We start from the raw sequence: 24,649 nt of genomic DNA on the forward strand, positions 1-24,649 counted from the left end.
TTTATGATGTGAAAATATCAATTAAGGTTTTAATTTTTTTAAGCTTCGGTTTTTTTTGTAACACCTATATGTTTTCTCAAAAACATAAGGGTAGTTTATATAAAGATCTAGAATTTTTTGGTAATCATATCATATATAAAGGACAAAAGATTGCTTTAGGTGAACACGCATTTTTTATTGACGGGGAACTTTCAAATGAAGAAGTTGCTAAATATAAGTATGTATACAATTCCATAAATGAAGCGGTAAAACATCTAATCGATGGAACTGAGGTTTCTCCTATGAGGCTTTATGTTGCTCCATGGGTATATTGGATTGATAATCCAGACGACCCTGAAATTCGCTTACCAAAAGAAGGTAGTAGGACTCCATTTGGACTTGAAATTAATTGTGAATGGTTAAGTTTTCAAGGTTTATCTGATAATCCTGAAAATGTTATTATTGCTTGTAATCGTGGACAAACTATGGGGGCGAAAGGCAATTTTACTATGCTAAATATTAAAGGGGACGGTATTTATGCTGAAAATATAACCTTTGGTAATTATTGTAATATAGATTTGGTTTATCCGCCTAACCCAAAATTAAATCGAAAAAAAAGAGGATCGGCTATAGTACAAGCTCAGCTTATATTTTCAAATGGCGATAAAGTAGTTGCTAGAAACACACATTTTATTAGTAGACTTAATCTTGGCCCTTTTTGGGGAAGTAAACGTACTTTGTTTGATAGATGCCATTTTGAATCAACAGACGATGCTTTAAATGGTCGAGCAATTTATCTTAATTGTACTTTAGAAGTGTATTCATCCAAACCATTTGGTCATACATCAGGAACTGGTGCTGTCTTTTTTAATAGCGATATTCAATCTTTTACTCGTGGGAAACAATATTTTGTTAAAGGGCGAGGGCCTGTTACAGCAATTGATACTCGGTTTTCTGCTAAAAATTTAGATTACCTAGGGTGGCGAGATATTCCAGATATTGAATCTCGTTATTATCAATATAATGTTAGTTTGAATGGTAATTCATTATCTATGAGTCCCGATTATGATTTTGCTACTGTAGATTTAACAAACAAAAGTTTATTAAATGCATACCGATTTGAGTATAAGAATAAAGTGATTTATAATACTTATAATTTATTACGTGGAGATGATGATTGGGATCCTATGGGTGTAAAAGGGTTGGTTGAAAAAGCAGAAAAAGAATCAACTAAAAATTATTCTAATATACCAACTCAATTAATTATTAAACCAACTCGTCAAACCATTGAAACAGGTAAAGATAGCTTGTTATTAAAATCTACTTTGTATCGTTTTGGTAATTATGAGTTTACTGGTAAAAAAATAAGTTGGTCAATAGACTCTCAATATCAATCTTTTGTAAAGTTGAAAATAAAGGAAGATGGTACCTGTTTAGTGATTCCAATAAATAATGAAAATGAAACTCAAGAAGTTGTTATTAATGCATCTACAGTTTCTGGACTAGAAGCTGCAAGTGTAATATATGTAAAACCTTCATTCGTAGTTCCACCAGAATTCAAAAAGCTTCCTAGAATAACTAAAGAAGCGGGAGCTTTAAAAGTAGATTACTCCTTAGATATGGATTTTGAAGATCAGTCATTAATTAGCTGGTATAGATGTAAAGATGCTAAAGGTAGTCATCCAATTGAAGTGTCGATTTCCAGATTTAATAAACCAATGAAATCTTATAAATTATCTTTAGGAGATGTGGGTTATTATATCATGGCTAGTGTTTCTCCAAAACATTTACGTTGTCATAAAGGAATTCCAAGAAAGATTGTTTTTAAACATAAAATATCAAAAAAGGAGATTAACAATAATCCTAAAGTTTTAATTCCCAATTTTGAAAATATGTCGGCAAAGTATCAACCTGAAATTCTTCAAGGATTTTGGACTCTTGATAGTTATGCTCCAACAGATACAAAAGATTTTAATTGGGAAGCTGATAATACTCAAGATCCTTGGTATTATGGAGAGGGTATTAATGGAGCAGCTAAAAATATTGGTTTTGTACAAAATACTAAAGGAGCTCGTATGCGTTACACTCCGGTTGGTGATACGTTTAGAGATATGAAAATTAATTTTACTGCTGTTCCCTCTAAAACTGCAGGTCAGGGTTTTAGTAGTGCAAGATCTCAATATATGGATGTTGGGATTAAAATGGATACTAAAAGCATGAATGGGTATGCGCTTCGCTTAATACGGACTACTAAATACAGTGATGCTATCGATTTTATTTTAATGAAATATGAAAATGGAAATGCAACACCAATTAGTGAGTCAATTTCAACTACATGTTACCGTCCAAATTGTGTAATTTCTGTTGAAGTAAAGAATAACAAATTAATTGTACATGCCGAAAATACTTTAGAATATTTTACTAAACATGATAGTGCTGAGGTTTCAAAAATGGTAGATTTACAAGTAGATATTACGCCTAATAATTTTGGAGGTGTAAGTTTTCAACATACAGGAACAGTTAGAAGTGGGGCAACTTTAATAAAAGATTTAAAAATAGAATGGTTTAATTAATAATGAAAATCAACTAAAATGAAAAAACAAGTAATAGTTTTAATTATGCTTTTTTTAGTTCTATAACTTTTAGTCAAGAAAAAGATTCTATTTCTAAGTTTGCTTTCAGAATTGGAATTATTTAGTTTTAAAAATTCTAGTTTTATTCCAAGTTGTTTTCAGATTTTAATTGTTTATTTATATCAAAGAAAACTTATGGAATAGATTGTTTATAGAGGTTGCATAAACCAATATTAATAACTTCTTCAATTAAAAAAAGCATCAATGACACATATTAGACAGATTATTACAGTTTTTTTATTTTTTTGCTCTGTTCAGGTTAATATACAAGCTCAAGTTCAGGATAAAAAACCTTTAAAAGTAGAAAAGAAAAAGTCTGCTAAAGATCCGTATAACATGACGGTAGCAAAAGATGGTAGTGGCGATTATACATCCATTCAAGATGCTATGTATGCTGCTAAAGCTTTTCCTTATCAGCGAGTTATTATTAATATAAAAAATGGGGTTTATAATGAAAAAGTGCATGTGTATTCTTGGAATACATATGTGTCTTTAATTGGAGAAAGTAAAGAACATACTATCATTACTTTTGATGATTATTTTAGTAAGCTTAATTTAGGCAGAAACAGCACATTTCATACGTCAACGGTTTTAGTTGAAGGAGATGATTTTATAGCTAAAAACTTGACTATTAAAAACACTTCTGGCCCTGTTGGTCAAGCAGTAGCATTATCGGTAAATGCAAATAGGTGTTACTTTGAAAACTGTGATTTTCTAGGATTTCAAGATACACTTTACACAGCAGGTGAGGGCTATAAACAATATTTTAAAGATTGTTATATCGAAGGTAGTGTCGATTTTATTTTTGGTGAAGCAACTGTGCTTTTTGAGTCTTGTACAATAAATAGTAAAACCAATTCATATATTACAGCTGCATCAACGCCTAAAGGAAAGAGGTTTGGTTATGTATTTAAAAATTGCAAACTAACTGCCGATGACAATGTAACAGATGTTTATTTAGGACGGCCATGGCGTTTGTATGCAAAAACGGTGTTTATTAATTGCGAAATAGGTAAACATATAAAAGCTGAAGGTTGGCATAACTGGAAAAAGAAGAAAGCAGAATCAACAACGCTCTATGCTGAATATAATTGTACAGGAGAAGGCTCTAAAACAGAAAGTAGAGTAGAGTGGTCGCACCAATTAAAAAAATCTCAAGCAAAGAAATACACCAAAGAGAATATTTTAAGTGATAAAACCATGAAATCAAAATGGTTCTCAAATGAGAAATAGAATAAAATATAAACTTGTTTTTATTTTATTCTTGGTAATCCAGTTAACTAGTTTAAATGCTCAAGAAAATAATAAGCTAAAGGTTTTTGTTGATGGTGAAATTCCTGATTTTGATTATGTAAAACGAACCCTATCGTTTGTTGATTTTGTTTCAGACCAGAATGTATGCGATGTTTATGTGTTAACAACTAAAAGGTCTACAGGAGGTAATGGTGATTTTTATTATTTTGTTTTTACAAATAAAACAACGACTTCTAATGATACCTTTAAATTAAATTGTGTTACCTATGCAAATGACACACCCGATGATGTAAGATCTAAATTTACAGAAACACTAAAAGCAGGTCTTGTGCCTTTTCTAAATAGAGGAGATGCAAAATATAATATTGTTGTTAGTCCATTGAAATCAGAAGATGAAAATAGTTTACCTATAGTTAATAAAAATAAGAATCCTTGGGATTTTTGGGTTTTTAATATAGGTTTAGCAGGAGAGTTTAATTTAGAAGAGCGTAAAAAAGAATATGCCTATGAATTAGAATTTAAAGCAAATAGAATAACAGATATTTGGAGAATACGTAATGATTATCGATTTAAAAAAGAAGAGGAGATAATAACAAGAATTAAAGATTCAGAATCTACAGATATTAGTGTGTTAAATCAACAAAAGCGAATTAGGTCAAGAATTGTTTATAGTTTATCAAATAATTGGTCTGCAGGACTATTTTTTTTAAATTCTCAAGACACTTATAAAAACATCAGGTATAACTCGAGTATAGCTCCAGCTATAGAGTTTAATATATTCCCTTGGTCTGAAGCATCCAGAAGAGTTTTTACTGTTTCATATTCTTTAGGTGTTTCATGGTTTGGTTATAACGAACCAACATTATTTAATAAAACATCTGAACAGCGTTGGAGGGAAAAATTTGAAACAGAATTAGAAGTTATTGAAAAATGGGGTGTTGTAGGTATTAAATTAGAAGGAACTCATTATTTTCCAGAGTTTAAAGATTATTCTATCGATTTAGAAGTTAACTTATCTTTTAGAATTGCGCGAGGTTTATTTTTAGAGTTTGGTTTGGAAGCAAACAAAATTAACGATCAATTTTATTTACCATTAAGTGAACTTAGTGATGAAGAGTTATTATTAAACGTTAGAAAACTACCAACGTCCTATGAGATTTCTGGTGATATTGGAATTAGATATCAATTTGGTTCTATTTTTAATAGCATTGTAAATCAAAGACTTTAATAATACACTAAATTAAATCAAAAAGCCTTTCAATATTTTGAAAGACTTTTTAACAGTGTTTTTATAATGTTATTCTTTTTTCAATCCTAATTTATGTCCAGCAATAGCATAATAAAGTATAATAATATAACAAGGTAATAAAATCCAGTAACCTTTAGTAGAAGCTGTAGCAGTAGCTAAAGCATCATTCATTCCTTCAGCTAAATAAGCTGCTTTATTTCCATCAACTAATCGTCCGTACAAAGGCGGTATAATAGCACCTCCAGAAATCGCCATTATTAGAAGGGCAGAGGCTGTTTTTGTGAATTTACCTAGCCCTTTTAACGTTAAAGGCCATACGGCTGGCCAAACTAAAGCATTTGCTATTCCTAATGCAGCTACAAGTAAAACAGAAGTAAATCCAGTAGTAAATACAATACAGAATGATAATATAATACCTAATAAAGCACTTAGTTTTAATGCTGTAGTCTGATTAATAAATTTAGGTATTAAAATGGCACCCAAAGCATAAGTAGCAACCATGGCCATTAATGTGAAAGTTGTGAAAAATTTAGCGTCTGTAGCTGGAATTCCTAAGGAAATGCCATAGGCAATAATAGTGTCTCCGGCTATTACTTCTACACCAACATACATGAATAAAGTTAACACCCCTAACCATAAATGCGGAAACTGAAAAATACTGGTTTTAGTTGTAACACCGTCTTTTGTCTCTTCAATAGGTTCTGCTTCAACATGTGGAAGTGGCGCTTTTCTAATTAATATAGCTAATACAAATAAAACAATCGCCATAACAATATAAGGCGTAACAACACTATCTGCCATAGTGTCTAGCAATTGAGCTTTTTCAGAAGATGAAACAGTTGTTAGTTTATCATTAATTTCATCAATACCAGATAATAAAAGCGCTCCAAAAATAAGAGACCCTAAGGCTCCTGCTACTTTGTTAGCAATTCCCATGATTGAAATACGCTTAGCAGCACTTTCAATAGGTCCTAAAATGGTTATATATGGGTTAGATGCTGTTTGTAGCAATGTCATTCCTGCACCTTGAATGAATATGCCTCCTAAAAACATCCAATAGGTTCTAGCTTCTGCAGCGGGTATAAAAACTAATGCTCCTAATCCCATTATAAATAACCCTAATGACATACCTTTTCTATATCCGATTTTTTCTAATATATAAGAAGCGGGTAGTGCCATAACAACAAAAGAAATATAAGAAGCAGACGCTACTAAAAGTGATTGTGCTGAGGTTAATTCACTTATAGTTTTCATAAAAGGAATTAATGCACCATTGATCCAAGTTACAAATCCGAAAATAAAAAATAGTCCAGCTATAATTAGAATAGGAATTAATGTCTTATTTTTTGTTTGTGAATTTACTTGACTGCTATTACTCATAATTATTGATTTAATTTATAAATTTATATTAAAACTCCTAATTTACAATATCTACAATAGATTTAATTTTATTATAATCTGAATGAACAAGAATACGCTCATCAAAAAATACTTTGCTATTCAAAGGAATATGTTCTAACTCATTGACATAATGTATTGTTGAAGCAGAACAATGCATTTCTTCAAACTTAGCATTTTTAAATAACAACACATTTTCTTTATTAATACCACTTCCTGGAAGTATAATAAGTTTATTAGTTGCTTGTTTTCTTAATGCTAAAAGATGTTTAAAACCACCTTCTGCTGAAGCTTCTTTTCCAGAAGTTAAAATTCTATCTACACCTATATTAATTAATTGTTCTAAAGCTTCAAAAGAATCTTTTACTTTATCAAATGCTCTATGAAATGTAAAAGGTAATGGTTTTGATAATTCTACTAATTCTTGGGTTCTTTCTACATCTATTGTATTATCGCTATTTAATACGCCAGATACGATACCGTTGCATCCGAGCTCTTTACATAGTTCAATATTAGTTTTCATAATATTAAACTCATTATCAGAATAATAAAAATTCCCACTTCTAGGTCGTATTAAAATAAAAGCAGGGATAGATAAATTTTGTTTTACCTTTTTTATAAACCCATAAGACGGTGTTATACCTCCTAATGCTAACTCAGAACATAATTCAACACGATCTGCTCCTGCTTTTTCTGCATTTATAACAGATAGATAAGATGATGCACAAATTTCTAATAGCATGTTTATATGTTGAATTTAAATCTATATTAAAACGTTTCCTTAATTCTAATTAGTCGTCGATTATACTATAGTTTTTATATATATGATTATAAATAGAATCCAACTTAGTGTTTGTTTTTTCGCAGACTACTTTAGATTTATTTACTATAGTAATTTGAAGGTTCATTTCTGTTTTTAATTTAATATCGCTTTTAATACTAAGCCATCCGTTAGGATAATAAACTTTTAATCCTTCAGATTCATCTTGAAGAAATAAATCAAATTCTCCTGCAACCCAATTAATAAATTTCAAATAAATATCAATAGTCTCTATGTATTTTATCTTAATTAATTTGTAGTATGGTTTTGAATATATTATTCCTTCTTTAAAATCCATATTCTATGATAGCTGATTTTTTTACGGGTATTAATTAAATAGAAAATAGGAATAAACCTTTTTGAATTTCTATTGACTATAAAAAAAGTAAGATTATAAGTAGAAATGAAACTATTTCGACAGACAACATTTGGATAAAGACCAAGGATAGTTTTATATTTATTCTATTTTAATAATTTGAAGTATGTCATTATTATTCGCAACTAATAAAAATTCATCTTCTCCACTTTTTAGCAATCTTATTTTTTTAGAGTCATTATTAATAAAAAGTCCGCTTTCGTTAATGCTTTTTGGAGAAAAATTTCCTTTCCCATCACCTAACATTAATAAACCAGTACCAGCATCATTTCTAGGTGTTTCAATTTCAAAAGCAAATAAATTATTTATTGTTAAAATATCTAAATGTCCGTCATTATTAAAATCTTTAACTAAAAGATCATTAATATTAGAAAATTGAGCTTGTATTGGAAGTGTTGATAATTTAAAATTTCCATTACCTGAATTTTCAATATATGCTGATGCAAACGTATCTGTTTTGTAATGCAATGCCTCTTTTAGATTGTTTTTTCCATACACATCATCTATTTCTAATGAAGCAAATACATCATACTTTTTAAATTCCTTTTTTAGCTTCGGTATTTGTTGAGAAGAACATGAAAAGCCTCTTAGAGGATAATGTTTTTCATTATTATAATAGCCAAGTACTATATCACTACTTCCATTATTATCAAAATCAGAATAATAAATATCAAAAGGTGTTTCTTTGGTTGTTTTGTATTTATTATTCAACCCTAAATTCCCAACAATAAAGTCTATATCTCCATCATTATCAAAATCTCCTTTTTCAATACTAAACCACCAACCTGAAGTGTCTTCTAAATCTTTTAAAGCTGTTTTTGATAGTTTACCATTTTCATTTTTAAAAACTGTTATTGGCATCCATTCGCCTACAATTATTAAATCTGAATCTCCATCATTATCATAATCAGCCCAAATAGCATCAGTAACCATTCCTATATCTTTTAACTCAGGGGCTATATCATCTGTTCTGTTTATTAATTTGCCGTTTTCATTTTTAAAAAACATGCTAGATACAGGTAATGGGTATTGATGAGGTATATGTCTACCTCCTACAAAAATATCGACATCACCATCATTATCATAATCGGTAGCTTTAACAACGGATCCGCTAGTAGCATCATTATTAAATGTTTCATCTTTATTAAAATGTCCTGTACCATCATTCATGTACAAACGATCTATGTAATGAGAATCTTTGTTGTTATATTTATTTCCACCACTTACAACATATAAATCTTGATAACTATCTCCATTAATATCGACAAATAAGGCATCTACATCTTCAAACCCTTTTTCTTTTTCCCAAAGGTTTTTTGAAGTTTTAGAGAAAGTTTCATCTTTATTTTGTTGATATAAAACGGCAGAATAATCAAAAGCACCACCAACAAATACATCCTCTAAACCATCATTGTTTACATCAGCTATTGCTAATGCAGGTCCAAATTCAGACATTTTATGAGGTAATAGTACTTGGTAATTATAATCATCAAAAATATTTTCGGTGTGGGTGAATTTTATAGAAGAAGTTTTAGTAATATCTGAGAAGCTAATATTCTTTTTTGTTTTAATTTGTTTAGTTACTGTTGTATTGTCATTAGATAATTTAAAAATCTGATTTATTGAAGGGTTATAAAGTGTTGATTGCTTTAAATTTGGCCAAACAACAACGACACTGTCTATTTTCTTTGTGTTTCCAAGCCCAAAATGAATGTATGGCTCGCTTGTAGAAAACATCCCTCTAGCACTTGTTGTTTCTACCAATTGACTTTTCCCAGCCGCATAATAGACACTTGCTTTAGTTCCTAAAATAGATGCGTTTTTTTTATCTTCTAATATGATTCTTAAAAAATTGTTTTTTGAATTATTTCTAAGAATATGGGCTACTTCATTAACATTATTTATTACAAGATCGAGGTCACCATCATTGTCTAAGTCACCGTATGCTGCACCACTTGAAAATGTTTCTTTATTAATACCCCAATCTTTTGAGACATCCTGTAATTGATAACCATCAATATTTTTATATGATTTATTTTGAATTTTAGTAGAAGGGTATATGTTAGACATTTCTTTATAATCGACTACATCCCATATTTTTGAATACTCAATGTTACCATGAGCTTTTAAATAATCTTGTATTTTTTTATTTATATATAATTTTATTTTAAAATCAGAATCTGTATTTCTTATATCTCTTAAAATACCATTAGTAACAAAAAGATCTTTTAAACCATCATTATCAAAATCTGCAATTAAGGGTGACCAACTCCAATCTGTACTAGATACTCCAGACAATTGTCCTATTTCACTAAACGTGCCATTACCATTATTAAGTTGTAATGCATTATACATATATTGGTAATGCCAACCTTTGTCAACAATATTCCAAAATTGCTTAGGATTCATACCACTCATGTTAGATTTTAATCTAAAATTATCGTTGGCAACCATGTCGACAGTGAAAATATCTAAAAGTAAATCATTATTCAAATCAGCAACATCTACTCCCATGCTAAAATATGAAGTATGTTTATATGCTGAGTTAGCAGTGTTTTTAAAAGTTTTATTTCCTTGATTTATATATATGGCATCAGGTGCGTCAAAATCGTTAGCAACAACAATATCTGGGTATCCATCTTTATTAAAATCACCAACATTAACTGCATTGGCATATGATGGATTTATTACATTGGCTGTTACTGAAACGTCATAAAATATTCCCTCTTTATTTTCATATAATCGTGGTGCATATTTTTCAGAGGTTAAATCTCCGTTTTCAGATAACGATTTATATTTGGAGTACATACCAGGGTTTGGAGGTTGACGTAGTAAAAAAACATCGAGATCACCGTCTAAATCATAATCTAAAAATGCTGCTCCTCGTGTTCTAGTCGTATCACCAAGTCCAACTTTTTCGGCTACTTCACTAAATTTGTTTTTGCCTTTATTAATATATAGTTTATTTCTTCTCCATTCAGGTTTGTCATCGTATAGTTCTTTGGTAATATAAATATCTAACAATCCATCGTTGTTAATATCTATAATTGAAACTGATGATGACCACCCTTTATCAACACTTTCTATTCCAGACTTTTTAGTGATGTCTTCAAAAATAAAATTACCTTTGTTTATATATAATTTATCCTTTACTTGATTGCCACAGAAATAAATATCTAGCAATCCATCATTATTAATGTCTCCTAGACCTACTCCTGCTCCTTGGTAAAAATTGTCATAAATAAAAAAGTTCTCCGTTTCGTTTGCTCTTAATTTATTTTCAAAATTGACCTTAGATCGATTTGAAGAGATGTATTCAAAGAGTGGAGACGTTTGCCCTATTGATTTTAAAAAGACTAAAAAAAAGAGACTCAATATTTTTTTCATATCCTTAATTTTAAAAAGTAAATTAATATATGCTGATGATATTTAAATTGAATGTATTAATATTCTTAAAATATAATATATGTTAAAAAAGAAAAGGAGAAATTAATTCTCCTTTTCTTTGACTAACTCTAAGTTAATTAATTTTTTTTATTATTAAAATTTAACAAATAATTATTCAGCATCCCACCAAACTCTTGTTGTTAATAAATCTGGCCCTTGTGCAGAAATAGCTGCATTATAATTTTCAGCATTTGTTACAGCTTCAGAAGTATAATATACTAATCTTCTTGGGATTGTTCCGTTTGTTACATTTCCTGGATAATTTACAGGTGTCAATACAGGGAAACCTGTTCTTCTCCAGTTAGCAAAAGCTTCATATTCATTTAAGAATACCGCCGCCCAATACTGAGTATTTATTTGCTCTAAGGCATCAGTAGCATTATAAGGGTTAGCAGTTAAATAATCAGTTATATCAGTATCACTTATAGTAGCATCTGCAGAATACATTTCAAGATATTTCATAGCAGCAGTAACACCCGCATTATAATGACTTTCAGCATCACCTCCAGCAAGCCCCCAACGTACAGCTGCTTCGGCTAGCATAAATTCAACTTCAGCATATGTTTGGAAGAACATTGGGGCATCTTCTCCTTGTAGAATATTTGAATTTACCTCAGAATAAGTATCCATGTCAGAACCACCAACGTAGTCATCTAATGTTGTTGAATCATATCCATTAGGTAATCCTTTTTGTACTCCAGGATCACTATCACCGTCAGGTAAAGCAGCATAAATACTCAATCTAGGATCTCCTTGCAAGAAGTCAATGAATGTTTTGCTTATTCTTGAAGAACGATCTGCAGAGAAAACTTCTCCATTAGCATTTTGAACAATACCGTTTCCTTCTTCATGTTGAACAAAAGCTATATCATCATTAGATTCCATTACACCTCCAGCTATTGCTGTAGTAACCCATTGTTGAGATAAAGCTACATCAGCTTTAACAATTCTTAAACCTAAACGTAGCATTAAAGAATATGCCCATTTTTTCCATTTAGATTGATCTCCACCGTAAAGAATGTCTGCGTCACCTATATCGGCTATTCCACTTCCAAGTGAAGTTGCAGCCTCATTAAGTTCGTTTAGCATATCGCCATAAATGAATTCTTGACTATCATAGGCAGGTCTTAAAATACCATCGACATATGCTTTTCCAGCTTCGCTGTATGGAATATCTCCGTAAAGATCTGTTAATTTACTATAAGCATATACTCTAAGTATTCTTGTCATTGCATATTCTGGAGAAGCTGTTAGTTCATTAGCTTCTAATTGAGCCATTATATCTTCAATAGATTTTATAGTTTGTGGGTATTGTGCTTCCCAAAATGCTCCTGAATAACCTTCACTTAATGTGTATTTATCACCGTTCCAATACCCTTGAGTACTTGCTAGGTGTTGCATCATAACTGAACAATAAATAAAATTCCCTCTCCACGTTTCGTATCGTTGTCCTGCAGTATATAAAACAGCTTTTGGAAATTTGTATTTTATATCTATTTGTGTTGCAGCAGTTGGGTCTATGTTGATGTTTTCAAATCCATTGTCACAAGAAGTGAACATAAACATGGAAAATATCGCTAAATAAAATATATTTTTCATAGTGTTTTTTTTAAAATTTAATATTTAAACTTAATCCATAACTTCTTGTAGAAGGAAGACCAAAACGCTCTAGTCCTGCTCCAAAACTAGCATTAAAAGCAGACTCTGGGTCAATATTTTCTGTATGCTTCACAATGTAAAACAAGTTTCTAGCTATAAAAGAAATATTAGCACTAGAAATAAATGTCTTTGATAAAATGCTTGAAGGGAAGTTATACCCTAAACTGATTTCTCTAAATTTAATAAAATCTGCATTTTGCATATTTGCTTCAGCAATACCATAAAGTTTTTGATAATAAATGTTTACATTTTCTGGAGCTATAGTTGTTGTAAAATCTGCTCCAGAAGCATCAACACCACTAACTGTTAAGCCAGACTCTCTACCAACCAATGTATTTTTACTTGCTCCATAATAATTAGCAAATGCACTTGTTCCAGAAAAGATATCTGCTCCAAATTTAGCATCAATTAAGAAATTAAGATTAAAGTTTTTGTAACGGAAATTGTTTGTGATTCCCATAGAGTAAGGTGCTACACCTTTTCCTAATATAGCGTTAGGTCCTTGCGTTGGAGTTCCATCACTATCATATTGTATTTTACCTTCGTCATTTCTCACAAATGTCGATCCGTAAATAGCTCCAACAGGTTGTCCTACAATAGCTCCTGATTGAGAATTTACACCTACGGCTTGATCTCCAGAAAAGAATGGATTACCATCAGCATCAGTTTTAACAACTTCATTTTTGTTATAACCAAGGTTATACGTTACATCCCAACTAAAATTATCGGTTTCTATAGGAGTTCCTCTTAGTAAGAATTCAACCCCCTTATTTGTTACTTCTCCAATGTTTACTACAGCTGACTCATAACCTGTTGATCTTGAAATTGTAATAGGAACAATGTCATCAGTTGTTTTATTACTATAATAAGCAAAATCTAGACTTAACCTGTTTTTTAAGAATTTCAGGTTTAGACCTATTTCATATTCTGATTTAGAGAAAGGCTTAAGGTTTATATTTGGTAATCTACTTGATGAAATACTTCCTAACGATATACTAGAACCTGTTCCTGTATAGGTGTCGGTAATACCATATGTAAGAGCAAGTGCATAAGGATCACGAGCACCACCACCAATGTCAGAATATCCAGCACGTAATTTACCATAAGTTAACCATTCAGGCATTTCAAAAGCATCAGAAAAAAGGAAACTAGTACTTACAGAAGGGTAAAAATATGAATTAGGAGCTGTTTTACCAGCAAGAGATAAAGTTGAAAACCAGTCATTTCTACCTGTTACAGTTAAGAATAGATAGTTGTCATATGATAATTCTGTAGAAAAATATAAAGAACCTTTTTTTGTTTTATTAAGTTCATAGTCGTAGTTTTTAGTGTCAACATTAGATATATCTTCTAAATCGGGTATAACGAAATTTTGACCATTCAATTCTGTTTTTTCACTAGTGTATGTGTTACTGTTAGCACCCAATATCGTTTTTGTAGAAAATTTGTCTCCAAAATCCTTATCAATACCTAACATAATGTCAGCATCTATAGTTTTTACATTATAGGTTGTGTTAGACATTCCTCCTAATGGTTTATAAGCTGTGCCGAAAGGCTCAATATTTATTATGCCAGCAGTAAATTGATCAATCCCAGCTCTACCTAGAACATATAACCAGTCAGTAACATCATATTTTAATGTCCCCGATCCAATAAATCTGTTCTTTTTTGTTTCATTACTAAATTTATAAGCAGCAAAATATGGGTTTTGATGGTAAATACTAGAGGATATTCTAAGTTCTGTTCCATCCTCATTATAACCAGGTCTGTAATTATTTACATCAATATTTGCTGGAGATAAGGCTACAGTAAAATTACTGTTACCTGGAGAATCTGATAATCTAGGTCTATTATGTACATTTTCTAAAATGTATTTACTACTAATGTCCAAAGTTAGTTTTTCAGACATGCTTACACCTGCATTTAAAGAGAATGACTTTCTGTTAATCCCAGAATTAGGAGTTATATCCTCATTAGTTAAATCTGTTGCAGAAAATCTGAAATTATAATCTTCACCACCTTTGCTTATTGCAACAGTATTTGTTAATGTACTTGCAGTTCTGTAGAATTTTTCAATATTATTTCCTGTATAGATATAAGGTCTACTAACACCATCAAATTGTACTGAATTTTCAACACTACCTAATTTAGAACCCCAAGATTGCATTCCAGCACCTGTAGCGTCATCTTGACTTGTTGCAGCAAGTTGATTAGTTCCTTGGCCATAATCAGTTTGAAAATCGTAAAGGTCTGTATTAACAGTTTCCATAAGAGCAGAACTTGAAATTTCTACCCCAAAACCACTTTGAGATTTACCAGATTTTGTAGTAATTAAAATTACACCATCAGAAGCCGCAGACCCATATAATGCAGCAGCAGCACCACCTTTTAACACACTAATACTTGCAATATCATCTGGATTAATACTTGAAATTCCATCACCAAAATCAGAGCCTCCCCATCTACTAGCAGATCCAAGGTTTTGGTTGTTAATAGGAATACCATCAACTACATATAGAGGTTGATTTGTTCCACTTACAGAAGATGCACCACGAATAACAACTTTACTAGTACCAGATGGTCCTGTAGCCGAACCTGTAATATTTACACCAGCCACTTTACCTTGTAATGAATTAATAGCACTTACTTGTTTCACTGTAGCTAATTCTTCTCCACTAACTTGAGTTAAAGAATACCCTAAAGCTTTTTGTTCTCTTTTAATACCTAAAGCCGTTACAACAACTTCATCTAATTGTGCAGTATCCTCAGATAGAGATACATTTAAAGTTGTTGTACCCGTATAAGTAATTTCTTTTGTAGCATAACCTATATAGGAAACTACAAATGTTGCTGAATTACTAGAAACAGTTATGCTGTATTTTCCATCAAAATCTGATGATACACCATTTGTTGTTCCTTTAACAACAATACTTGCTCCTGGTAGTGGAATACCACTGGAAGCATCAGTAATTGTCCCTGTTACTGTAGTTTGTGCCATAGCTGTTTGAAAGCTAAATAAGCAAAATACAAACAGTAGTTTTAGTACTTTTAGATTCATAAATTTAGTTTTTGAGTTAATAAATTTAATTTTTAATAAAATTTTTAGTGAGTTAACAATATGTTAAATCTATAAATCTATAGTGTTATTATTTATATTATTTCGACCAATAACAAATTTGAAAAGGCGTTGGGAGTAATTTGGTGTTAATAATAATAAAATATTTAATTTTTCTTAAAAAAACAGTTAAAAGAATATACGAAAATCACTACTCTAGGGAATGATTTTTTAATAATACAAAAATAATGTTATTATAAAATTACTTTATATGGATATTAATAAAGAACAAGTTAATTGAGGCTGGTTTTAAAATACACTTAAACTCATTGGTTATTTTGTTTGTCATATTAATTTTTGTTTCTGTTACTACGTTTTTATCGAATGTATTTACAGAATCCAAAGTTGGTGCTGTGTATGTAATTTGCTTTTTTATTTGTGTATTCTTTTCAGAATTATTAAAATCCATAGTTACGGTAATTGCATTTTTTTCAGAAAGGTTTAAAACTGAAATTACAACTTCTTTTCCATTATCAGAAATACTTGCAGAAGCATCAATCCATTTTATGTTATTTTCCATTTCAGGAGTATTCACAGTAATAGGCAAATTATTTGTTTGACTGTATTTACGATACGCTTGAAGTGGTGTATATATAGTTTGTTTATAAGATCCTTTTTTAGTAGTCATTATAGGAGCTAAAACATTAACAGTTTGTGCCCAAGTAGCAAGACCTATAATATCAGCATTTCTTTGAAACAAATTTAAAAATTTCCCAATAGCCAGTGCATGAGACCAATTATATGGATATTCCATTTTATAGTCTCCAGAACCTTTGCCAGAATTGATATCCCAAATTCCCCATTCATCAATAGCAATTTTTAAAGGTGCCTTTCGAGGAGGGAAACGATACCATGATGAAAAATCCTTAACGATACCTGAGCCTTCTTTAATAATTGCTCGCATATCATTTAACTGATTATCAAACGTATCAATATTTTTAAGTAATGTGCTGTATTTTGAATTGGATGGTATGGCATATAAATGAATGGCTAGATAATCACAAACAGGATGCATTTGTGAAACTACTTTACGACTCCACTCTAAATCCTCTGAATTTCCTACAAGTGTTATTTTTATAGAAGGATCTTGAAGTTTCATGAGTTTTGTAAACTGCCAACTGTCTTCAATATAATCTTTAACATTTTGGTGTTTTCCCGCATCTGTTACAGCATACTCTTCATTTCCTATTCCCCAATATTTCACATTAAAAGGTTCTTTATATCCATGAGATCTACGCAAATTAGCCCAATACGTATCTTCCGTTCCATTACAATATTCCACCCAATCTGAAGCGTCAGTTGGAGAATCTGTAGACATATTAACCACTAAAAAAGGTTCAGCTCCAATGGCTTTACAATATTGAATAAACTCTGCAGTACCAAAATGATTATCCATAGTACCACCCCAAATTAAGTTTTTACGTTTTGGTCGAGTTTCTTTCTTTCCAATTCCATCTTTCCAATGGTAAATTTTAACTACTGTACCTCCAGGAAATCTAAGAAGTGAGGGATTTAATCCTTGTACTTTTTTTAAAACATCTTTACTAAAACCTTGTGCATTAGATAAAGGAGAATTTTCATCATAAATACCTCCATCAATGCAACGTCCTAGAAACTCAATAAATTGACCATATATTAAAGGAGAAATCTTTTCTGTTTTTTCATTCAGATTGATTACAATTTCTACATCCTTATTTTCTTGAGCATTTATATTCAAAAGTATAAAATGAATACAAAAAAGTAATAGATATTTCTTCATCTAAATATTTTCTTAAAAAGCTAAACAAATAATTATTTAATTGGTGTAAATCGAATCGCTTGCCCGCCTCCTGCAGCTAATTTTAAATCCAACACCGTTTTAAAATTTACTGTTTGTTGCGTTATAGCAATGTCTTGAGGGTTTGTTTTCCAATCGGCATTGGTTCCGTCTGCATAAATTTCGGCACGGTAAGTTTTGTCTTTGTCTAAAAATGATAACTCGATTTTTAAATCACGTTTATTTTCATCTGTAATACTTCCTAAAAACCAATCATCGCTAAATTTATCTTTTCTTGCAATAGTAATGTAATCTCCTATTTTACCATTGATTACTTTTGATGTTTCCCAATCTTCACCTAAATCTGAAATAAATTTAAATGCTGGTTGATTATCATAATTATCAATACAATCAGAAGCCATTTGCAATGGACTATACAAAACCACAAACAAAGCCAATTGTTTTGCTAAAGTGGTATTTACTCTTGAAGTTCCATCATCCAAATCATTCCATTTTACTCTATTTTTAGCATTCTTATATAAAATATCAAAAGTACCTGGCGTATAATCTATAGGACCACCTAATCCTCTGGTAAAAGGTAATATAGTATGATGTTCTGGTGGATTTCCAGAACTCCATCCATTCCATTCCATACCACGTGTGCCTTCTCGCGTCATCATATTTGGATAGGTTCTTCTAATTCCTGTTGGCTTTATAGGTTCATGCGCATCAATCATAATATGATATTTTGCTGCCGTTTCTACAACGGCTCTATAATGGTTTACCATAAATTGCCCATGGTGATATTGCCCTGCTGTTTGTATGCCACCCGCATAACCTGTTTTTACAGTTTTAACTCCGTAACTCTGATACATTGAAAATATGTTATCAAAATTATCTTGAAAAGATTGTGCGCTACCTCCTGTTTCAACATGCCCGATAAACTCTATATTTTTAGATGCTGCATATTGGGTAACTTCTTTTATATTAAAATCTTCATAAGGGGTTACAAAATCAAAAGCACCCTTTTTACCCCAATTTTCCCAACCTGTGTTCCAGCCTTCTACCAAAACACCTTGAATATTATGATCGTGTGCAAAATCTATATAACGTTTTGTATCCTTTGTATTTGCTCCATGTCTTTCGCCTAAAGTCCAAGTGCTAGTACCTAAATGCATCCCCCACCAAATACCTATATATTTCATAGGTTCTATCCATGAGGTATCTTCAATTTTATTAGATTCATTCAAATTCAAAATAGTATTTGAAGCTACTAAATCTTCTGCTTTATCCGTGATTAAGATAGTTCGCCAAGGTGTTTCCATAGGTGTTTTTGTTTTCACCTTAACACTATCTGGCCATGGCACTAAATTACATTCAAAGGCATACTGATTGCTTTTAGACTTCAACAAAGTCATATCGGCATAATTTGTCAAATTTGCTTCATGAATACTTGCAAAAAAACCATCGGTAGTTTCAAACGTTATTGGTGTATTTGCTGAAGGAACTTCTGAAATATCTGCCTTTTTATATAGCGTTTCATACGATTCAAAATTTGCTGGAATATACCAAGCTGTATGATTTTTTCTAAAATTAAATTCGGTTAACTCTTTTGTAATACGTATGCTGTCAATATTTTTTTGCTCAGGTATTTCATAACGAAACCCTATTCCATCATCATAAACTTTAAAGATTAGGTTCATTTTTCGTTGTAATCCTTCTTTTTCTTGTAAGTGGATTTTCAACTGATTATAATTGTCAACGATTTTTTTATTCTCTCCCCAAACTTGTGTCCAAGTACTTTTTGATTGACTGTTTTCAAAACTTAATACTTTAAAGTTTTTATCTAATGATGGTGCATCTTTTAAATCGAAACCAAGTGCAGAAGATTTAATAAAAAGTGAATCTTTATACTTAACAGAATAATTAAAAGATTCATTTTTTATTTCAATAATAGCTTCAATTTTCTGATTGGGCGATGTTACTTTTAAAGGCTTATTATTAGCACAACTTGTTACCAATAATAAGCTCAAAAAATATAATAGATGCTTTAGAATTTTCATTTAGTCACTTTAAACATTGCTTTCAATAATTCAACAGAGTTTCCCCCAACCATCACTTCAAAATCACCAGATTCAACCACATTTTTCATCTCACGATTCCAAATAGACAATTCGTTTGATGTTAATTTAAATGAGATGTTTTTAGTTTCTCCTTTTTTAATAAACACACGCTCAAAACCTTTTAATGTTTTTCTAGGTGTTGTCACGCTACTGTAGACATCATTAATGTATAATTGTACCACCTCATCACCATCATAATCTCCAGTGTTTTTCACATCAACAGTAACAGTTAAACTGCCATCTGTTTTGATTTTATCTGCACTTAATTTTATGTTTGAATATTCAAAAGTAGTATAGCTTAATCCGTAACCAAAAGTGTATAATGGATTTTCGCTTTCACTCACATATCTATGAATTGCAGATGGTTTTTGATTGTAATAAATAGGTAGTTGTCCAACAGATTTCGGAAAAGTAATCGGATTTTTTCCTCCTGGATTATAATCACCAAATAACACATCGGCAACAGCTTTTCCACCAGCTTCCCCAGGGAACCAACCCTCTAAAATAGCAGGAATATTTTCATTAATCCAATTAACAGCTAATGGACGACCGTTTAACAAGACACAAACCACAGGTGTTCCTGTTGCCTGAATTGCTTGAATTAATTCTTGTTGCATTCCGTGTAATTTTAAAGTAGCAACATCTCTATTTTCTTCTACCAATTCTCTAGACTCTCCTAAAACAACAACGGCTACGTCTGCTTTTTTAGCAATAGCAATAGCAGGTTGTAAGTCGATTTTTTTCAAATTCCAACGCAAGTGTGCTCTGGCACCCCAACCGCCTTCCCACATTTCTATGCGGACTTTATATTTTTTGCCAGCTTCAATTTTCTTTGGTGCAGTTACAATACTAGTTGCGCCTTTTTTCCAATTATCAATCACTAATTGGTCATCAATCCACATTCTAATACCATCATCAGAACTCAATCCAATCCAACCATCAAATGACGTATCAGATTTGATAAAACCTGTCCAACGAATTGAAAAATTATCATCGTTAACACCTGCTCCAGGATTCCAAGGCCAATCAAATTGTAAATCTTTATCAATACGAGTTAAGGCTGGTTTTCCTTCTATTTTTTTATTATTAAAATATTCGCCTTTTAATCCGTTTTGAGATTCATCTGGTGTAAATAAATATTTTGATGGAATAATTTGCCCTTTTACAATTAAAGGTACACCTTCTTCATACAATACTTCTGTGTTTTCACCTGCAACTTCTTTGATGCCTTCTAATACCGTAGTTGCTACTTTATTTTTTACCGAATAGCCTCCTAAACGTGATGCATTGGCATTTGGTCCAATAACCGCAATGGTTTTGATATCTTTGCTTAAAGGCAATAATTTGTTTTTATTTTTTAATAAAGTGATGGATTTACGTCCCGCTTCTAAAACAATATCTTGATTTTCTTTTGAATGAAAACGCTCTTTGATTAAGTTTTTAGCGGTATAAGGATTTTCAAACAAACCTAATAAAAACTTCAATCGTAACACACCTCCAGCAGCTCTATCAATATCAGCCATCGATAATTCACCTTCATTTACAAGTTCAATAAGTGTTTTTTGCCAAAACTCATTTGAAAAGTCATAAAACTGCATATCAACACCTGCTGAAACTGCTTGACGGATACTTTCTTTAGGAGAATCAGCGGCATAATGTGTGGTTTGAATGTATTTAATAGCTCCTAAATCTGAGACCACAATACCTTTGAATCCCCATTCTTTTCGCAATACATCAGTTAATAACCAATGATTAGCTGCACACGGAATTCCATCTAATTCAGAATACGCACACATCGTTCCTAAAGCACCTCCTTTGGTAAATACTTTTTCAAAAGAAGGTAAAAAATCTTCACGAGCTGTACGTTCTCCAACAATTACGGGTGATGAGTTTCCACCTGCTTGTGGATAACTATGCACCGCAAAATGTTTTGGTTCTGCAATAATAGATCGGTCTGATGCCAAAGTATCACCTTGCATTCCATTGACCATAGCTAAACCGAGTTCACCAGCCAAATACACATCTTCTCCAAAAGTTTCGGCAACACGTCCCCAACGAGGTTCACGACCAACACCTAAAACAGGACCTAAGCCAAAATGAACACCGTGTGCTCTGGCTTCTGCTCCTATAACGCCACCTACTTTTTTCATCAATTCAGTATCCCAAGTCGCACCTAAACCAATATTGATTGGAAAAGCCGTACTTCCTTCATCTAAATATCCGTGCAGCATTTCACACATAATCAATGCAGGAATGCCCCATCTATTATTTTTGATAACATCTTTTTGAAGTTCATTAATCATTTTCGCTGAACGTGGATAAATATCATGTATCGCACCAACGCCTAAATCACCAATCTTATTTTTGGTTTTACTTTTTGAAAAGTCTTCTCCTTCTTTAAAAAACTCGCCTTTGTACATATCCATTTGGCGGACTTTTTCTTCTAAACTCATTCGGCTCAACAAATCTGTCAAGCGTTCCTCTACAGGTAATTTTTCATTTTGATAAGGATATTTTTGCGAAAATCCTTGAAGGACACATCCAAATATAAAGACGACTATTATTGCTGTTTTTCTCATTTTTTGATATTAATTTTGAATCACTTTTAAAGTTTTACCATTTACAAGATCATCGTGTGATATAAAATAACTATTGTAATTTTTACCGTTTAATTTAATTTGCTTGATGTTTCCGTTGTTATTCACTTCTCTTTCAATAACAATCGTTTTGTTTTTATAATATTTTGGATCTAATTGAATCGTAATTTTATCAAACATAGGTGTGGTAATCGTATATTTTGGGTCACTTGGAACGACAGGGTAAATTCCCATCATAGCAGATACCAACCAAGCAGACATCGTTCCCGTATCATCATTTCCTGGTAAACCTGCAGGTTTATTTTGAAAATATTGATGCACTAGTTTTTTTACCATTTTTTGACTTCTCCATTCTTGACCTTTTACATAGTTGAACAAAAACGGATAAGCAATATCGGGTTCATTTGCCATATCAAATTGGTCTTTATCAAAAACCTCTTGTAGTTTTTTAGCAAACGCTATTTTGCCACCCATTAACTTGATTAACCCTTTGGTATCGTGCGTAACCATAAAGCTATATTGCCACGCATTTCCTTCAATAAAACCTAAGTTTTTCTGAAAATTAGCTCCAACTTCTGGATTGTAAGGCGTTAACCAAGAACCATCATCATTTTTAGGACGCAATAAATTGAATTTTTTATCAAATAATTTACGATAAGAGATTGCTCTTTTCGAAAACACTTTGGCATCTTCGTTTTTACCCAAAGCCTTTGCTAATTGTGCAATGGAAAAATCGGTAATATTGTATTCTTGCGTAGTAGAAACCGAACCGCTGTGTGTTGTTTTTGTCGTTAAATATCCTTTTTCGATATAATCTTTTAAACCTGGTCGCAATGGATTCTCTTCAATTTGTGTAGCAGATTTTTTCATAGCAGTATATGCTTTGTTAACATCAAAATCTCTGATGCCTTTTAAATACGTATCTGCAATAATAATTCCAGCAGGATCTCCCACCATTGTGGTTGTTTCCGTAGCATTTAATTCCCATTTTGGCAACCAACCCGATTCGTCATAAATCTGCAACATACTTTTTACCATATTGGATTGTTGCTTCGGATAAACCAAACTCATCAACTGATGTAAATTTCGATACGTATCCCATAATGAAAACGTGGTGTAACGTGTGCCATCCGTTTTTAATGTTTCTCTGGTTTTCATTTTAGGATAATCACCATTAAAATCATTCAGAGTGTTTGGATGAATTAAGGTATGATACAACGCTGTATAAAAAACAGTCTTGTCATCATCACTTCCGCCTTCTACTTTAATTCTTGATAAATACGAATTCCATTCTTTTTTTGAATCGGCTAAAATTTGATCAAAAGTTTTGTTAGCAGTTTCTTTTTCTAAGTTTTCTCTAGCGTTTTCTATACTTACGTATGATACACCAATTTTCATTTCAACTGTGGTTGGCTTATCAAAATGATAACGCATATACGCACCAATACTATCACCAACTACTTCTTTAGTAAAACCTTTTTTGATTCGTGTTTTGCCGTTGTATCCCATCCATTGACCTTCAATACCTTTGTTTTTTGCGGTTTTTTTCCAAGCCCCAAATGTTTTGGCTGGTGTAGAAAAACGCGCTACAAAATATACAGGATAAGCTTCCTCAGGTTTGTAATAACAAAAAGAACCTACGGAACGAATCCCCTCAATTTCTGTAGGAGACACTACTTTTGTCATCGCACCTTCTTCATTAGTTAATCCTAAACCTAAGTTGATTAAAATATTGGCATCGCCTTTAGGAAAATGATATTTGCTAACCCCTACACGCGTAGTTGCCGTGGCTTCTACTTTAATCTTATATTTTTCTATAGTATTTGTGTAATAGCCAACAGAAGCATGTTCGTTTTTGTAGGTTGAACCGTATTTTAAATAATCGGTTTCTAAAGAACCTGTGGTTGGCATTGCTAAAATAACACCCAATTCTGGACAGCCAACACCGCTAATATTTACGTGACTAAAACCTGTTAAATATTTATTTTCATTAGCATACGGCGTGGACCACCAACGACTGTCTTTGTCAAAAGGTGAATTTTGAGGTCCAGCCACATTAAAAGGCGACACATTTGCCATTCCTCTAACCGCAATGGGGCCAGGATTGGTTGTTCCAAAATTTGAAGAACCAATAAACGGATTGACAAAATCAGCAGGTTCTTGTGCATGAATGTGAAAACAACTCCAAAAAGCCATTATATATATGGCTTTTAAAAATTGATTTTTTGAATTTAAAAACATAG

General features: G+C 31.7%; 13 protein-coding genes. 3 read left to right on the forward strand and 10 right to left on the reverse strand.

Going from position 1 to position 24,649, the window contains the following annotated elements:
- Window positions 1-68: 68 nt before the first annotated feature.
- From ACH5TX_RS09965 to ACH5TX_RS09975, 3 genes are all read left to right on the forward strand, one after another.
- Window positions 69-2,552 (forward strand): hypothetical protein, encoded by a 2,484-nt coding sequence (locus tag ACH5TX_RS09965; protein ID WP_439339353.1) that lies wholly within the window; start codon window positions 69-71, stop codon window positions 2,550-2,552.
- Between the two features lie 264 nt (window positions 2,553-2,816).
- The gene (locus ACH5TX_RS09970) at window positions 2,817-3,845 is read left to right on the forward strand and encodes a pectinesterase family protein (RefSeq protein WP_439339354.1); all 1,029 of its coding nucleotides are present in this window, start codon (window positions 2,817-2,819) and stop codon (window positions 3,843-3,845) included.
- Entirely contained in the window at window positions 3,835-5,094 is a 1,260-nt protein-coding gene (locus ACH5TX_RS09975; RefSeq protein WP_439339355.1) for a hypothetical protein, read from the forward strand. The genes ACH5TX_RS09970 and ACH5TX_RS09975 overlap by 11 nt, the downstream gene beginning before the upstream one ends.
- A gap of 69 nt (window positions 5,095-5,163) precedes the next feature.
- Here the strand turns inward: ACH5TX_RS09975 and ACH5TX_RS09980 are convergent, their stop codons facing one another.
- The 10 genes from ACH5TX_RS09980 to ACH5TX_RS10025 all read right to left on the reverse strand — a co-directional run bounded on the left by ACH5TX_RS09980 (window position 5,164) and on the right by ACH5TX_RS10025 (window position 24,647).
- Window positions 5,164-6,495: a sugar MFS transporter gene (locus ACH5TX_RS09980; RefSeq protein WP_439339356.1), complete on the reverse strand. Its 1,332-nt coding sequence runs from the start codon at window positions 6,493-6,495 to the stop codon at window positions 5,164-5,166.
- A 37-nt stretch (window positions 6,496-6,532) separates the two neighbouring features.
- Complete coding sequence (locus ACH5TX_RS09985; protein WP_439339357.1) at window positions 6,533-7,255, reverse strand: copper homeostasis protein CutC; 723 nt, start codon at window positions 7,253-7,255, stop codon at window positions 6,533-6,535.
- A gap of 49 nt (window positions 7,256-7,304) precedes the next feature.
- On the reverse strand, window positions 7,305-7,631 hold the full coding sequence (locus tag ACH5TX_RS09990) for a hypothetical protein (RefSeq protein WP_439339358.1): 327 nt from the start codon (window positions 7,629-7,631) through the stop codon (window positions 7,305-7,307).
- A 159-nt stretch (window positions 7,632-7,790) separates the two neighbouring features.
- On the reverse strand, window positions 7,791-11,096 hold the full coding sequence (locus tag ACH5TX_RS09995; RefSeq protein ID WP_439339359.1) for a VCBS repeat-containing protein: 3,306 nt from the start codon (window positions 11,094-11,096) through the stop codon (window positions 7,791-7,793).
- A gap of 171 nt (window positions 11,097-11,267) precedes the next feature.
- A complete protein-coding gene (locus ACH5TX_RS10000) occupies window positions 11,268-12,755 on the reverse strand; it encodes a SusD/RagB family nutrient-binding outer membrane lipoprotein (RefSeq protein WP_439339360.1) in 1,488 nt (495 codons plus the stop codon).
- A gap of 10 nt (window positions 12,756-12,765) precedes the next feature.
- Window positions 12,766-15,873: a SusC/RagA family TonB-linked outer membrane protein gene (locus tag ACH5TX_RS10005; RefSeq protein ID WP_439339361.1), complete on the reverse strand. Its 3,108-nt coding sequence runs from the start codon at window positions 15,871-15,873 to the stop codon at window positions 12,766-12,768.
- A 259-nt stretch (window positions 15,874-16,132) separates the two neighbouring features.
- Window positions 16,133-17,689, reverse strand: coding sequence for an alpha-L-arabinofuranosidase family protein (locus ACH5TX_RS10010; protein ID WP_439339362.1), 1,557 nt, complete (start codon window positions 17,687-17,689; stop codon window positions 16,133-16,135).
- A 32-nt stretch (window positions 17,690-17,721) separates the two neighbouring features.
- Window positions 17,722-19,749, reverse strand: coding sequence for a glycoside hydrolase family 97 protein (locus tag ACH5TX_RS10015; RefSeq protein WP_439339363.1), 2,028 nt, complete (start codon window positions 19,747-19,749; stop codon window positions 17,722-17,724).
- Window positions 19,746-22,388 carry a glycoside hydrolase family 3 N-terminal domain-containing protein gene (locus ACH5TX_RS10020; RefSeq protein ID WP_439339364.1) on the reverse strand — a complete coding sequence of 881 codons (2,643 nt, stop codon included), beginning with the start codon at window positions 22,386-22,388 and terminating at the stop codon, window positions 19,746-19,748. The genes ACH5TX_RS10015 and ACH5TX_RS10020 overlap by 4 nt, the downstream gene beginning before the upstream one ends.
- Before the next feature lie 9 nt (window positions 22,389-22,397).
- Complete coding sequence (locus ACH5TX_RS10025) at window positions 22,398-24,647, reverse strand: GH92 family glycosyl hydrolase (protein WP_439339365.1); 2,250 nt, start codon at window positions 24,645-24,647, stop codon at window positions 22,398-22,400.
- Between the last annotated feature and the right edge of the window lie 2 nt (window positions 24,648-24,649).

Origin of the sequence: Thalassobellus citreus, from assembly GCF_044385915.1 — a bacterium.
Lineage (GTDB): Bacteria > Bacteroidota > Bacteroidia > Flavobacteriales > Flavobacteriaceae > Thalassobellus > Thalassobellus citreus.